Source organism: Pseudomonas fluorescens (genome assembly GCF_900636825.1).
Classification (GTDB): domain Bacteria; phylum Pseudomonadota; class Gammaproteobacteria; order Pseudomonadales; family Pseudomonadaceae; genus Aquipseudomonas; species Aquipseudomonas fluorescens_BG.
Genome location: NZ_LR134318.1, coordinates 295,804 through 310,582, shown reverse-complemented (window position 1 = coordinate 310,582; position 14,779 = coordinate 295,804). Strand labels below are relative to the sequence as shown.

General features: G+C 59.5%; 13 protein-coding genes. 5 read left to right on the top strand and 8 right to left on the bottom strand.

The genetic code is table 11. The annotated features are described in order from the left end of the window. Positions 1-71 precede the first annotated feature (71 nt). The 5 genes from EL257_RS01385 to EL257_RS01365 all read right to left on the bottom strand — a co-directional run bounded on the left by EL257_RS01385 (position 72) and on the right by EL257_RS01365 (position 7,416). Positions 72-818 (bottom strand): 2OG-Fe dioxygenase family protein, encoded by a 747-nt coding sequence (locus EL257_RS01385; protein WP_126359154.1) that lies wholly within the window; start codon positions 816-818, stop codon positions 72-74. A 232-nt stretch (positions 819-1,050) separates the two neighbouring features. Beyond that, positions 1,051-2,337, bottom strand: a complete 1,287-nt coding sequence (locus tag EL257_RS01380) for an OprD family porin (protein WP_126359152.1) — start codon at positions 2,335-2,337, stop codon at positions 1,051-1,053. Positions 2,338-2,774: 437 nt separating this feature from the next. Continuing rightward, positions 2,775-2,987: a hypothetical protein gene (locus EL257_RS01375; RefSeq protein WP_126359150.1), complete on the bottom strand. Its 213-nt coding sequence runs from the start codon at positions 2,985-2,987 to the stop codon at positions 2,775-2,777. A 246-nt stretch (positions 2,988-3,233) separates the two neighbouring features. Further along, positions 3,234-4,340 (bottom strand): agmatine deiminase, encoded by a 1,107-nt coding sequence (gene aguA / locus EL257_RS01370; RefSeq protein ID WP_126359148.1) that lies wholly within the window; start codon positions 4,338-4,340, stop codon positions 3,234-3,236. A gap of 163 nt (positions 4,341-4,503) precedes the next feature. Continuing rightward, a complete protein-coding gene (locus EL257_RS01365) occupies positions 4,504-7,416 on the bottom strand; it encodes an aminotransferase (RefSeq protein WP_126359146.1) in 2,913 nt (970 codons plus the stop codon). Positions 7,417-7,584: 168 nt separating this feature from the next. Here EL257_RS01365 and rfbC point away from each other — a divergent pair, with 168 nt between their 5' ends. From rfbC to EL257_RS01345, 4 genes are read left to right on the top strand one after another with little or no spacing between them, the layout of a single operon-like run. Continuing rightward, a complete protein-coding gene (gene rfbC / locus EL257_RS01360) occupies positions 7,585-8,130 on the top strand; it encodes a dTDP-4-dehydrorhamnose 3,5-epimerase (RefSeq protein ID WP_126359144.1) in 546 nt (181 codons plus the stop codon). A gap of 42 nt (positions 8,131-8,172) precedes the next feature. Continuing rightward, entirely contained in the window at positions 8,173-9,981 is a 1,809-nt protein-coding gene (locus EL257_RS01355; RefSeq protein WP_126359141.1) for a sensor histidine kinase, read from the top strand. Then, a complete protein-coding gene (locus tag EL257_RS01350; protein ID WP_126359140.1) occupies positions 9,978-11,363 on the top strand; it encodes a sigma-54-dependent transcriptional regulator in 1,386 nt (461 codons plus the stop codon). Before EL257_RS01355 ends, EL257_RS01350 begins: the two co-directional genes overlap by 4 nt. Then, entirely contained in the window at positions 11,360-11,815 is a 456-nt protein-coding gene (locus EL257_RS01345; protein WP_126359138.1) for a YiiD C-terminal domain-containing protein, read from the top strand. Before EL257_RS01350 ends, EL257_RS01345 begins: the two co-directional genes overlap by 4 nt. 204 nt (positions 11,816-12,019) lie before the next feature. Here the strand turns inward: EL257_RS01345 and cysQ are convergent, their stop codons facing one another. Together cysQ and nudE are read right to left on the bottom strand one after the other, a co-directional pair. Further along, complete coding sequence (cysQ, locus tag EL257_RS01340; RefSeq protein WP_126359136.1) at positions 12,020-12,847, bottom strand: 3'(2'),5'-bisphosphate nucleotidase CysQ; 828 nt, start codon at positions 12,845-12,847, stop codon at positions 12,020-12,022. An 11-nt stretch (positions 12,848-12,858) separates the two neighbouring features. Beyond that, entirely contained in the window at positions 12,859-13,425 is a 567-nt protein-coding gene (nudE, locus tag EL257_RS01335; protein ID WP_126359134.1) for an ADP compounds hydrolase NudE, read from the bottom strand. A gap of 89 nt (positions 13,426-13,514) precedes the next feature. Between nudE and yrfG the strand changes: the two genes are divergently transcribed. Further along, on the top strand, positions 13,515-14,177 hold the full coding sequence (gene yrfG / locus EL257_RS01330; RefSeq protein WP_126359132.1) for a GMP/IMP nucleotidase: 663 nt from the start codon (positions 13,515-13,517) through the stop codon (positions 14,175-14,177). A 109-nt stretch (positions 14,178-14,286) separates the two neighbouring features. Here the strand turns inward: yrfG and lysM are convergent, their stop codons facing one another. After that, positions 14,287-14,727, bottom strand: coding sequence for a peptidoglycan-binding protein LysM (gene lysM, locus EL257_RS01325; protein WP_102899582.1), 441 nt, complete (start codon positions 14,725-14,727; stop codon positions 14,287-14,289). Between the last annotated feature and the right edge of the window lie 52 nt (positions 14,728-14,779).

The following is a 14,779-nucleotide window of genomic DNA, read 5'->3' as shown; positions in this document are numbered from 1 at the left end:
CATCCTTGGCCGTGGCGCGGCGCAGCACCACTGGCGTCGAGCATTCGACGCCATCGATTGGGGTGATCTGATTAGCGAACAATGTCGAAAGCGGTCCCGGGCCGCGAGAAGGAAATAGCCAGAATCTGCCGATAGGCCATCGCATGGGTATGGGTGTTGCGCGCCGGGGTCACGTAGTGGCGCATGTCGCGGTCGAGGAAGTAGGTGGTGTCGAGAATTTCTTCGTACGTAGTCGCCGCCAGCTGGTGCTTGTGAATATCGTACAAACGGCTCTCCGCACCCGCGACGTTGTTGCGCCCCCAGAAGTGCACGCCGCTGAACGGATAGCCGTCGCAGTGAATGCCTTCAGGGGTGATTTCAAGTTGCTTGCCCGGTTTGATCTCGATTCGGATCTGATGAATCTGGCATTGCCAGATTTCATCGTGCAGCTCTTCCGGCAGCACGCTTTTGTACACTTCAAAATCGGTGTCGATCAGGCTGCGCATCACTGGCGAACTGATCACTTCCTCAGAGAAGTCCTGGAAGTGCCGCACCAGACCACCGACATAGGCGTTGTTTTCTTTTGATTGCACATACGCGCGGTGCTCGAGTTGCTTTAACTCACGCGTCTTCGGGTTGTACTCGAAGTCGCTGTAGCGGCGGTAGCGCATGCCAGCTTCGGCCTGACCGTAATAACTGTCAGGTTCCATATTTTCCCAACTCTTGGTCAGTCTGACGAAGTCGGCAAAATGACCGTAGAGATTGAAGTCACCACCCTGGACGTTGACATATTTGTCGCGCCGTAGCGATTCGCCCACTTCTCTGTTCAAAACGATCATTACCAGATTCTCCGCTGCATTGAGCGGCCTAATCTATTAGGTGGAGAATTTGCGTCCATGAGAAAGAATTTCAGGCATTTGAAGCCCTGTTTGAAACGACACTCGAAGCGCCCTGAAAACAACTTTTACATTACAAAAACACAGGTTTTTTCTGGTTTCGAGCAAAAAACCGTCGAAAAAAAACCCCGAACCAGTCGGGGCTTTTCTCACATTTCTTACACTCGATCAGGCATCAGAAGATGTTGATCGGGTAATCCACGAACACGCGCAGTTCGTTACCGCTGACGTTGTACTCGCTGGACTTCTGCGATACACGCAGGATCGAGCTACGCAGTTTCACGCTGAGGTCTTTGGCCGGGCCACTTTGCACGACGTATTTGACCTGGTTGAAAATTTCGCGCTCGGTCCCGCCTTCGCTGGTGGAAGTGGTGATGTTATCGCCACGCACGTAAGCGAAGTTGTAGCTCAGACCCGGCACGCCAAAGGCGCCGAAGTCCAGGCCGTAGCCCAGCTGCCAGCTGCGTTCGTCTTCAGCGTTGAAGTCCGACCAGTAAGAGTTAGCCAGGTAGATGGAGTTGCCACCGTCGCCGACACGACCCTGATCTTTCTGATAGCCGCCGTAGGCATAACCCAGGTTGCTGTCGCCGGTAGAACGCTGATGCGCCACGGTGAACGAGTGTGGGCCGGTAGCGAAAGTCGCGGCCAGGCTCCAGATCTTGTTGTCGTCGCCAGTGACACCGTTTTCGCGGACGTAGGAATTGTCCAGCTTGGTGCGATAACCGTTGAAATCCAAGGTCAGCGACTGATCCTTGTTGAACGGCAATACATAGTTGGCGTTCACGTATTGCTTCTTCAACACGTCTTCGACGTCCGACGCGTACAACGCACCTTTGAAGTTTTCGGTGAACTGGTAGCTGCCGCCCAACACGTTGATCGACTTCAGACCGCCGCTGTCACGACCTTCATCGCTTTTGCGCGATTCGGCAGTGAAACGACCGGCGTTCAGTTCCAGACCTTTGATCTCACGGGAAGTGATCAAAGTGCCGGTGTAGCTTTCCGGCAGCAGACGCACGTTGTCGTAGCTCAGCACCGGCAGGGCCGGCATCTGATCACCGTAGGTCAGCACGGTATTGGAGACGCGGAATTTTACCGCCGCGCCGCCCTTGGCCAGGTCATGCGCCGCGCTACCGTCATTCTCCCGCTTGAAGAAGTCGATGCCACCAGCGCCGATGCGACCTTGGCCGCCATCCAGACGCAGTGCGTACAGACCGAAGGCGTCCACACCCACGCCTACGGTGCCTTGAGTGAAGCCCGACGAGAACGTGCCGATGGCCGCTTGGCCCCACTCGGCCTTGTCGTCGTTGCCGTCTTTGTAATCACGATTGATGTAGGCGTTACGCAACAGCACTTTCAGGCTGCTGTCTTCAACGAAACCCTTGGAATCGGCCTGGTCGTTAGCCATGGCCTGTGTTGCACTCAACATCCCCAGTGCGATCAGACTGATACGCTTGTTCAACATTTTGTTTTCCTTATTACGGGTTGAAACGCGCTGTGTCGAACGGCTGAAACGGCGCTTTTGCACTCTTCTTTTCACCCCGAAACAAAAAGACCCGCCGACATTAATGTCACAGCGGGCCTGCTCCTTATTTTGAGTCATGGCGGTTAGCCACAGGCGTTGGGCCGAATCGTAGCCGCGCCTTCAATAATGTGTCAATTTCAAGAATCGTCTTTAAATAGGCAAAAAACGTCTAAGAAACTTAAATTTTCTGCCGGGCGATTGCAGAAAGCAGCGCTTATGCAGGGAGTTTTATCTTGATTGGCAGCAGACGCCTTCTATATCTGCAAAAACCTGTGGGAGCAGGCTCGCTCCCACAATGACTGGTGATGTGTGTTTATCCGTGCATAAAAAAAGCGCCGCCATCCCGGCAGCGCTTTTACCAATCCCTGTTGTTCTTCTTATCCTTCCATCACATCCCACAACGCTTCCAGTTCGGCTTCGCTGAACAGGCCAGCGGGGTAGCGCTCGATCATCATCCGGCGCGGATCAGGTTCCCTGATCTGACGCGTTCCATTGGATTTCAACCAGTGCGCAACCCTATGGAGCGATTCGCCGTTGACGGCCATGGGATGCAAAGTCCGCTCGCTGACTACGTTCATTTCGGCGTTCATCTCAGCGCTCTCTCCCCATTCGTGAGCGGCTACGTTATCCAAGGTTTATGACAGAACTGTTGAGGTTCTTTCCCGTCCCTAGTGCGGGGTGATGAATACAAGAGCTATGCCAATACACCGCGTTTGTCGACAAGTGGATACAAAGAAGCCCGCAGTCCTGACGGGCTGCGGGCTTCTGGCAATGTCGAGCGAAGAAATCATTTGCCTGGCGGATTTATCAACCCGTTCAGTCTGTTACGACTCAACTCACTCTTTGTGCGGCGCTGGCTGCTGTTGGGTAAGGCAGTGGATATTGCCGCCACCCAGTAACAGTTCGCGCCCCGGCACCATCACCACTTCGTGCTGCGGGAACAGCTTCTGCAGGATTTCCTTGGCCGGAGCATCCATCGGATCGTCGAAGCTTGGCGCGATGATGCCGCCGTTGACGATCAGGAAATTCACGTAAGAACCGGCCAGACGCACAGACGGATTGCGCTCCTGCGAGCCGTCGACCGGATCGACACCCGCACATTCTTCTTCGGTCGCGTACAGCGGCCCCGGAATCGGCATTTTATGCACCGTGAACGGGCGACCCTTGGCGTCGGTGCTGCTTTGCACCACGTTCATCGCGGCCTGGCAGCGTGGGTAGTTCGGATCCTGCGGATCGTCAGTCCAGGCCAGCAGTACTTCGCCCGGGCGCACATAGCAGCAGAAGTTATCCACATGGCCGTCGGTCTCGTCGTTGAATAAACCGTCCGGCAGCCAGATGATCTTATCCACAGACAGATTGGCGCTGAGTACCGCTTCAATCTGCTCGCGGCTCAGATGCGGGTTGCGATTGCGGTTGAGCAGGCATTCTTCGGTGGTGATCAGCGTGCCTTCGCCATCGACGTGAATCGAGCCACCTTCGAGCACAAAACCTTCGGTGCGGTAACGCGGGGTGCGCTCGATCTCCAAGATCTTGCCACCGACCTGCGAGTCGCGATTCCAAGGCGCGTACAAGCCGCCATCGAAGCCGCCCCAGGCATTGAAATCCCAATTCACACCGCGTAGTTCACCGTTGTTGTTGATGACAAACGTCGGGCCACTGTCGCGAACCCAAGCGTCGTCGCTGGACATTTCCACCACACGAATATTCGGCACATCGAGACGTGCACGGGCGTTTTCGTATTGGCCGGCGGAGACCGCAACGGTCACCGGTTCGAAACGGGCGATGGCTTTGGCCACAGCGGCGTGAGCGGCTTGCGCCGGTTTGCCACCCAGACGCCAGTTGTCCGGACGCTCTGGCCAGATCATCCAGATCTGCGTCTGCGGCGCCCATTCGGCTGGCATGTAGAAACCGTCAGCGCGCGGTGTACTCTTCAAAGTGGTCATGAAATCAGGACTCCTGGGAACCGTCGAAGGCTTTTAAAGCGATGGCGACTTTATAACCGATAAATATCGTATTTAGAATCCGAAAAAATGCATTCTGTCTAAATATTGTTTATTAAACCCGATACAAATCGAACTAACGCCGCACATTTACCTATGCGGATGACTACAGCCCTTCTTCGAGCACCCGATCAAGAATATCGACGAAGAAATCCACGCTGCCGCGCGACGTCACCATCGGCGGTTTGATCTTCAGAATGTTGAGATCATCGCCTGTCGGCTGCATGAAGATTCCCAGTTCGCGCAAGCGATCGCACAGCAAAGCAGTCTCTTCGGTCGCCGGTTCCAGCGTCTGGCGATTACGGATCAATTCAAGCCCCAGATAGAAACCTGAACCATGCACCGCGCCCACCAGCGGATGTTTATCGATCAAACCTTCGAGGCGCGCCTTGAAGTGGCCGCCGACCACTTGCGCGTTTTCCCAGAGCTTTTCCTCCTCCATCACATCCAGCACCGCCATGCCGATCTGGCAGCTCACCGGACTGCCGCCCGCCGAGGAAAAGAAGTAGCCCTCGGCTTCCAGCGCCTCGGCAATTTCCCGGCGAGTAATCACCGCGCCCAGCGGCTGGCCGTTGCCCATGCCCTTGGCCATGGTGATGATGTCTGGCACCACGCCTTGATCTTCGAAACCCCAGAAGAATTTCCCCATACGGCCGTAACCGACCTGCACTTCGTCTGCGATGCAGACCCCGCCCTGCGCGCGGATGAGGGAATAAACCTGTTGCAGATAGCCCGGCGGCAATGAAATACCGCCGGCGTTGCCGTACACCGGCTCGCAGATGAACCCGGCGAGTTGGCGCTTTTGCTCGGCGAGCCGTTGCAAATGATGCTGCACACTGCGCATGTAATCCGGCGCCGAATCGAGGCCACGGAATTCGCCGCGATAGGTATTCGGGGCCGTCACTGGATGCACCCAGTCCGGACGGCTCTCCAGGGCTTTCGGGTTGTCGGCGATCGAGGTCGACACCGCATCAGCGCCGACCGTCCAGCCATGGTAGGCCTCGAGCACGCTGATCATGTCGCGCCCGCCGCTGTAGGCCCACGCCAGCCGAATCGCCAAGTCATTGGCCTCGCTGCCGCTATTGACCAGAAACACGCGATCCATCCCCTCCGGCGCCAGCTTCAGCAATCGCTCGGAAAACTCCGCCACCGCCGCGTAGTTGAAACGTGAGTTGGTGTTGAGCAGCGACCACTGCCGCGCAGCAACGGCGGCCATGCGCGGGTGGCCGTGGCCCAGCACCGCAACATTGTTGAGCATGTCGAGATAGGAACGGCCTTGCATGTCGATCAGATGATTGCGCCAGCCGCGTTCGATGCGCGGCGGATCGACGTAATAGTGTTTTTGCGTGCGGGCAAAACTGGCGTCCCGGCGTTCGAGCAAGGTTTGCGCATCCAGTTCCGGCTCGGCATCGCAAGCCAGGCCAAGAAGCGCCGCCGGTGATGGACACACTGCCTGCCATGCTGGCGCCTGCGTCGGCGTGCAGAACAACGGCGCCTGTACGGCTGGCTCGCGGCATAACTGCACGCGCAACGGGCCGTCCACCGCGCCCAGTGTCTGACTCTGGTTAACGGCAGCGCCGTCGTGCAACGTCGGTGTTACGCCCCACAGACGCACACTGAGTTGCGCGCCGTCGAGGTACAGCGCGCCGTCTGCCGCGGCATGCAGCACGCCAGCGAACGGTGCGGCCACCGTGGTGCCGTCGGGTACGCGCAGTTCGACGTGCAGCGCGAAGGTGTCCGGTTCAACCGCGCTGTCCGGGCGGGTGCGCGACAATCGGTATTGACCATAACGGCTTGCGGCCAGGCCGTGCGCCGCAGCGGCTTCGGTCAACAGGCGCTGATCAATGCCGTCCTGCTCCCAGTTCCCGGCCTCGAAATGCGGGCTCAAGACGCCGAGGTCGATAAGCGCAAATTCGCGCCCGACCAGACCGGGCAACAGCGGCGCGAAACCGTGGCTATCGATCGCTGGCAAAGTCTGACCGACAGCGCTGAGAATCGCCGCCTCCATCAATGCCAATGGCACCGACGTCGCCACGCGGAAGATTTCCCACTCGTGGGTGAGATTGTCGCGGCTGTAGGTGTTGCCCGGATCGATGCTGACCTGTTGCTCGCCACTCAGCACCAGCACGGCCGCCCGCGTCACGATCAATGGCCACAATGCCTGCAACTCTTCGGCTTGCAACGGGTTGACCGCGTGGTACGCCTGCACGGCCGGCAGGATGACAAACGGATCGCCAGCGGCGTGATGCAACAACGCGGCGCAAGTAACCGAAAGATCGGTGATACGCCACGTGCGTACCAGATCACCGAAATCGATCACGCCTTGCAACTGCCAACGGCGCTGAGCATCACGCGCCCACACCGCGTTGTCATCGGTGATGTCCATGTGAATGGCCTGCACCGGCAGCGTGTCCAGCAGCGGCTGCAGTCGACGCTCGGCATTGGCGGCAACTACCGCGATCAGATCACGTTGCTGCGGGTCCTTGATGACCGGCAGCAAATGGGTGATCAGCGCGCTGGCGTGGCGTGCATCCCATTGCAAAGTGCGCTCGAGACCGGGATGGTCAAAACCGGCCAGTGCCAGGTCCATCTCGCCGCAGAGCCGGCCGAACCCGGCCACTACGTCGCGGCCAAGATGATCGAGATCGGTCAGGGGCTGGCCTTCGATGTAATCCAGCAGGCGCACGTGGACCGCCTCGCCCGCGGTTTCCAGCGTCAACAGATCCTCTCCATTGATCGCGGAAATCACCCGTGGCACAGCCACATGGGAGTGTTCGGCCAGATACTTGAGCCCGGCGTGCTGGGCCTGCAATTCCACCAGAGCATAATCGCCACGGCAGATTTTCAGCACGAATCGCCCGCGTGCGCTATCGACGCGGTAGTTGAGATCCTGCTGACTGCCCAGCGCCTGTAACGTGCCGCTGAGCCCGTAATGTTCGGCCAGCCATTGCAGCGCCTGCGCCTCGGACACCTGCGGGCTGGGCAAACTGGCGCGATGAATCAACGTGGCGAGCGGCATGAAACGACCCCTGAAATTTTATTAGGCGCCTATATCGCCATTGCTGCAGCGGATGCGCAACCCCTAACCGTCGCACGCCGGTTTGCGGCTATTTGCGTTGGACCACTCGCGCCCTCAGGCACTTTGCGCAAGAATGTCGCCCATTCACACTTGTCTATGGAAATCCTCATGAATGTAATCACCACCGAGCTGCCCGGTGTTCTGATCATCGAACCCAAGGTTTTTGGTGACGAGCGCGGATTCTTCTACGAGAGTTTCAACGCCAAGGCGTTTCAGGAAGCGACCGGTCTGGACACGCAATTCGTGCAGGACAATCATTCGCGCTCGCAAAAAGGCGTGCTGCGCGGCCTGCATTACCAGTTGCAAAACACTCAGGGCAAACTGGTGCGCGTGACGGCCGGTGAAGTACTCGACGTGGCGGTGGACATCCGCCGCAGCTCGCCGCATTTCGGCAAGTCGGTGGCAGTGCGTCTGTCGGCGGAAAACCATCGTCAACTGTGGGTGCCGGAAGGTTTCGCCCATGGTTTCGTAGTGTTGAGCGAGTTCGCCGAATTCCTCTACAAAACCACCAATTATTACGACCCATCTTCCGAGCGCAGCATTCGCTGGGACGACCCGGCGCTGGGCATCGACTGGCAACTGGACGAAGCGCCGAAGCTTTCGGCCAAGGACCAGGCGGCCGCGCTGCTCAAGGACGCTGACGTCTTCGCTTGAGCCCGGGCATAATGCGCCTGTCACCTCAGGCGCAACCGGCTTATGAAACCCACCCTTCCCCGCAGACCTCGCTGGCGCAGCCTCGCCCTGTTGGCCCTGTGCCTGGCACCGCTGCTGTGGCCGCTGGAACATCTCGCCGAGCGCTATTACCGCAGCGAACTGGCCGGGCAGAATCGCCAGACTCTCGACCTTTACGTCGCCAACCTTCTCGGCACCCTGCACCGCTATGAAGTACTGCCGCAAATTCTCGGCGACCTGCCGGCCCTGCGTGCGGTGCTCGGCGCGCCGGACGACGGCGTCACCCAAGGCAATGCCAATCGCCTGTTGAAAAACATCGCCGCGCAGACCGGCGCCGAAGTGATGTACCTGATGGACACCAGCGGCCAGACACTGGCCGCGTCGAACTGGGACAAACACGACAGCTTCGTCGGCCGTAATTTCTCTTTCCGCCCGTACTTCAGCGAAGCCATGGCCGGACGCCTCGGACGTTTCTTCGGGCTCGGCACGACGTCGGCCAAACGCGGATATTTCTTCGCAGCGGCCGTGCGCAGCGGCGAAAAGATCATCGGCGTGCTGGTGATCAAGGTTGACCTCGACCACACCGAAAGTCTTTGGGGCAAGACCCCGGAACAACTGCTGGTGACCGACCACAACGGTGTAGTAATCCTCACCTCCCGCCCGGAATGGCGCTTCCGCTCGACCCGCGAATTGAGCGAGAGCGAACGCTCCGCGATCACTGCCATCCAGCCTTATCCAACCCGAGACCCGCGGCCACTGCACCTCAGCCAAACCGCGTGGTTGATCCAGACCCACGACATCGCCGAGACCGGTTGGAGCGTCAGCATCCTCGCCCCGCGTACGCTGATCGACCGTCCAGTGCGCACGGTGGTGGCGATCGGTGGCGCCACGCTGTTGGTGGTCATGTTGCTGGTGGGTTTGATGATGCAGCGTCGCCGTCATTATCTGGAGCGCATTGCGTTTGAAGCCAAGGCGCGCAGGGAGCTGGAAGGCCGGGTCGCGGAACGTACCAGCGATCTCGAAGGCCTCAACCGCCGCTTGAGAGAGGAAGTACTCGAGCGTGAGCAGGCTCAGCAGGAATTGGTGCGCGCACAGGACGATCTGGTCCAGGCCGGCAAACTGTCGGCGCTGGGCACCATGTCGGCGAGCATCAGCCACGAACTCAATCAACCGCTGGCGGCAATTCGCAGCTATGCCGAAAACGCCGAAGTGTTGCTTGATCATCAACGCACCGATGATGCGCGTGGCAACCTCAAGCTGATCAGCGAACTGACCGGGCGCATGGCTTCGATCATTGCCCACTTGCGCGCTTTCGCCCGGCGCGATCGCCACGCCCCGGAAAGCGTCGCCCTGCAACCGGCACTGGACGATGCCCTGGCGTTGCTGGCCAAACGTCGACGCAGCATGGAAGTCGAGCTGATCCGCGACCTGCCCGCCGCCACGCTGTGGGTCGAAGCCGGGGAAACCCGGCTGCGTCAGGTGCTCGGCAATCTGCTCGCCAATGCGCTGGATGCCCTTACCGAAAAAGGTCCGCCGCGCAAACTGTGGCTGAGTGCCGAAGCCACCGACGATGGCGTCAACCTGTACATTCGCGACAACGGCCCGGGCTTCTGCATGGAGGCGCTTGGCCGGGCGAGCGAGCCGTTCTACACCACCAAGACTCGCACCCAGGGTCTGGGTCTGGGGCTGGCCATTTGTGAAACCCTGATGCGCGCCTTCGGTGGCGAATTGTCGTTCGCCAACCACAAGCAAGGCGGCGCCTTGATCACCCTGCGGCTGCGCGCCGGTGCGCCCGGGGTCAGCCTGCAACCGTCCGAGGATCGAAGTGCATGACCATCGACAATCGCATTCAGGTGGTGTTGATCGACGACGATCCGCACCTGCGTCAGGCCCTTGGGCAGACACTGGATCTGGCCGGTCTGAAAATCCTGCCGCTGTCCGAAGCCAAAGGTCTGGCCGCGCAACTGGAGCGTGACTGGCCCGGCGTGGTGGTCAGCGACATTCGCATGCCAGGTATGGACGGCCTCGAGCTGTTGAGCCAGTTGCATGCGCAAGATCCCGAACTGCCGGTGCTGCTGATTACCGGCCACGGTGACGTGCCGCTGGCCGTCCAGGCAATGCGCGCCGGGGCGTATGACTTTCTCGAAAAGCCTTTCGCCAGTGACGCACTGCTCGACAGCGTCCGCCGCGCCCTGGCCCTGCGCCGACTGGTGCTGGACAACCGCAGCCTGCGTCTGGCCTTGAGCGACCGCAACGAACTGAGCGCACGACTGGTCGGCCACTCGGCACCGATGCTGCGCCTGCGTGAACAGATCGGCGCATTGGCGGCGACCAAGGCGGACGTCCTGATCCTCGGCGAAACCGGCGCGGGCAAAGAAGTGGTCGCCCGCGCGCTGCACGACTTGTCGAGCCGGCGCAACGGCCCGTTCGTGGCGATCAACGCGGGCGCGCTGGCCGAATCGGTAGTGGAAAGCGAACTGTTCGGTCATGAGCCCGGCGCCTTCACGGGCGCGCAGAAACGTCGGATCGGTAAATTTGAGTTCGCCAACGGCGGCACACTGTTCCTCGATGAAATCGAAAGCATGAGCATGGATGTGCAGGTGAAATTGCTGCGCATGCTGCAGGAACGGGTGGTCGAGCGGTTGGGTGGCAATCAGTTGATCCCACTGGATATCCGCGTGATTGCCGCCACCAAGGAAGACCTGCGTCAGGCTGCAGACCAGGGCCGGTTCCGCGCCGACTTGTATTACCGCCTCAACGTCGCACCGCTGCGCATTCCACCGCTGCGCGAACGCGGCGAGGATGCGCTGATGTTGTTCCAGCATTACGCCGACGAAGCCAGCGCCCGCCACGGCTTGCCGCCTCACGAATTGCAACCGGCCCAGCGCGCCCTGTTGCTGCGTCACACCTGGCCGGGCAATGTGCGGGAATTGCAGAATGCCGCCGAGCGCTTCGCCCTCGGCCTTGAGCTGGCGCTGGACAATACCGGCGCCGAAGGCAGCGGCGGCGCCACGGTCGAAGTGATCAATGGCGGCCTCAGCGAACAAGTGGAGCACTTCGAAAAGTCGCTGATCGCCGCCGAACTGGCGCGCTCGCATAGCTCGGTCCGCAGCCTCGCCGAAGCCCTGGGCATTCCGCGCAAGACCCTGCACGACAAATTGCGCAAGCACGGTCTGAATTTCGCCGACAGCAGCCATGGAGATGAGAACGAATGAGCAGCGACAGCGGCTATCTGGAATCGGTGCTGCATCACGACATTCCGCTGACCCGGGAGATGGGCCTGAAAGTGCTCGACTGGCGTGATCAGCAGCTACGCCTGCACTTGCCACTGGAGCCCAACGTCAATCACAAGAGCACGATGTTCGGCGGCAGCCTCTACTGCGGCGCGGTGCTAGCCGGTTGGGGCTGGCTGCATTTGCGCTTGAAGGAAGAAGGCATTACCGACGGCCACATCGTAATTCAGGAAGGGCAGATCAGTTATCCACTGCCGGTGACGGCGGATGCCACGGCGATTTGCCCTGCGCCGGATGCGGCGGTATGGAAGAAGTTTTTGGCGATGTATCGGCGCTATGGCCGAGCGCGGTTGACGCTGGATACGCGGATCGTCAATGCGGGCAGTGATGAGAGTGCGGTGAAGTTTACCGGGCAGTATGTTTTGCACCGCTGAAGATCAAAAGCCCCTCACCCTAACCCTCTCCCGGAGGGAGAGGGGACTGACCGAGGTGTCTTGCGTTGTACAGCGACCTTGAATACCTCAGCGATTGCGGACTCCGCAAAACTGGACCAGGTCGACGTGGCTCTCCATTATCACTCGGTCGGCTCCCTCTCCAAGGGGAGAGGGCTGGGGTGAGGGGAATTGCGGATCAGAACATTAACCTCGGGCCAACTCCAACAACCTCCCCCGCCAAGCCGCCTTCGCCGGCAACGCCAAAAAGAACTCATTGAGCAGCGATTCCCGCGCCGGATAGCTGAACGCTTCGCCGCGCAAATCCAGCACCTCACCGCCCGCCCCTTCCAGCACGCCCTGCGCCGCCGCCGTGTCCCACTGCGAAGTCGGCGCCAGACGTGGATAGCAATCCGCGGCGCCCTCGGCCAGCAGACAAAACTTCAGCGAGCTGCCGATGTTGGCCAGTTGCAGCTCACCGAGACTCGCGCTTAAGCCCGCCAGCAAGCGCTCCTGCTCAGGACTGGAATGTCGACGACTGGCGACCACAGTGAACGCTTCGCCGGGCTTCAAAGCGTCACGCACGCGAATGGCTGCCGGCGTGCCGCCTGGATCGCAACGCCAGGCGCCCAAACCAGCGCCACCGACATAGAAACGACCGTTGGTCGGCATGGTCACCACACCGAACAAAACCTGACCATTTTCGATCAGCGCGATATTCACGGTGAATTCTTCACTGCCGCTGATGAATTCCTTGGTGCCATCCAACGGATCGACCAGCCACCAGCGCTGCCACCCGGCGCGCACCGCTTGCGGGATATCGGCGTCCTCTTCGGACAGCACGGGAATACTCGGATCCAGCGCCGTCAGCCCGGCGACGATCAGATGATGCGCCGCCAGATCCGCTGCCGTCACCGGCGAGTCATCGGACTTGGACGTGACTTCAACACCCGCACGCCAGAACGGCAGAATCGCTTCGCCCGCCTGCAAGGCCAACTCGACCACGGGCGCCATCAACGGATGGGGAAAATTCATCGACATCTCACTCATGACTGGAAGAAACCCCGCTGCGTCAGCAAGTCGCGGGTCAGATACAGCGCCGCCAGCGCCCGCCCTTCGGTGAACTGCGGATTCTGCGCCAGCGCCGACAGATCGCGCAGGTTGACCTTGTCTACCCGCATCGGCTCAGGTTCGTCACCCTCCAGCCGCTCTTCGTACAAATCGGTGGCCAGCACTACCTGGATTTTCTGGCTCATGTAACCGGGCGACAGCGACAGCTCGGTCAGATGTTCCAGTTGTCGCGCACCAAAACCGGCCTCCTCCTTGAGCTCACGCTCAGCCGCCGCCAGCACATCTTCGCCCGGCTCGATCAAGCCTTTGGGCAGCGACAATTCATACTCGTCAGTCCCGCCGCAATACTCTTCGACCAGCACGGCGTGTTCGGCATCCAGCATCGCCACGATCATCACCGCGCCGTAGCCCGCACCTTTGCCGACCAGACGTTCGTAGGTACGCTCAACGCCATTGGAGAAACGCAACTTGAGTTCTTCGACGCAGAACAATCGACTGGTAGCGACAATTTCGCGGGCGAGTACGGTGGGTTTCTGGCGCATGCAAAGCTCCTTGGCGTGAACGCGCTACTATAACGCGGCTTTCCCGATTGTTTATGTCGGATATCTTTCTACCGTTTCGAGACGTTGCCATGCCTTCATTACCATGGTCCGACATCGATACCGTCCTGCTCGACATGGACGGCACGCTGCTGGACCTACACTTCGACAATCACTTCTGGCTGGAACACTTGCCGCAGCGTTACGCCGAGCTGCACGGGGTGAGCCGGGCAATGGCCGAGATGGAATTGCAGCCGCTGTTCGAACGCCACGCCGGCCAGTTGCAATGGTATTGCCTGGATTTCTGGAGTGCAGAGTTGAAGCTGTCGGTGCGCGAGCTGAAACAGGAAACCGCGCACTTGATCGCCCTGCGCCCGGACGCCGATACGTTTCTCGAGGCGATTAAACGCGCGGGCAAACGGGTGATCATGATCACCAATGCCCATCGTGATTCGCTGTCATTGAAGCTGGAACGGATCGAACTGGCGCCGTATTTCGAGCGCTTGATCAGCTCGCACGATTACGGTTTTCCCAAGGAAAACCCGCAGTTCTGGGATGCCTTGCAGGCGGATATCGGTTTTGATCCGGCGCGCAGTCTGTTTATCGACGACACCTTGCCGATCCTGCGCAGTGCAAGGGATTTTGGCGTGGCGCATTTGCTCGCAGTGAAACAACCGGACAGCCGCAAAGGGCCCAAGGACACAGCCGAATTTGCAGCAGTCGAGGACTACCGCAACCTGATCGCCGGACTGTGATCCCTGTAGGAGCTGCCGCAGGCTGCGATCTTTTGATTTTTTACAAACAAGATCAAAAGATCGTCCGAACGCGGCCCGAGCCTGCGGCAGCTCCTACAGGGGTTTTGTATTACTCAGGAATACGCAGAGTCTGCCCCGGATAGATTTTGTTCACATCCTTGAGCATCGGTTTGTTGGCATCGAAAATTTTCTGGTACTTGTTGGCATCCCCGTACACACGCAGAGAAATCGCGCTGAGGGTATCACCCGACTTGACCACAACAAATTGCGCGGCAGTGACAACTGGTCCGGTCACGGTGATCTGATCGTCAACACTGCCCACGCCAGCAATATTGCCGACCGCGAGCAGAATCTTTTCCTTCTCTTCCTGGCTCGCCACCTCGCCCGTGACCGTCACCTTGTCGCCATCCACTGTCGCCTGCACGTTGGGATTGCCGAGCCCGACTTTGCTGATGTGTTCCTTCAGCTGCTCGCTGGCATTGGCGTTGCCCGGGGTCAGCAGATCAAGCAGTTTCTCACCGGCTTCTTTGACAAAACTCAAAAGGCTCATTGCATTCACTCCATGGAATAAAGGATCAGTCGTCCAAGACTAGACCACCTCA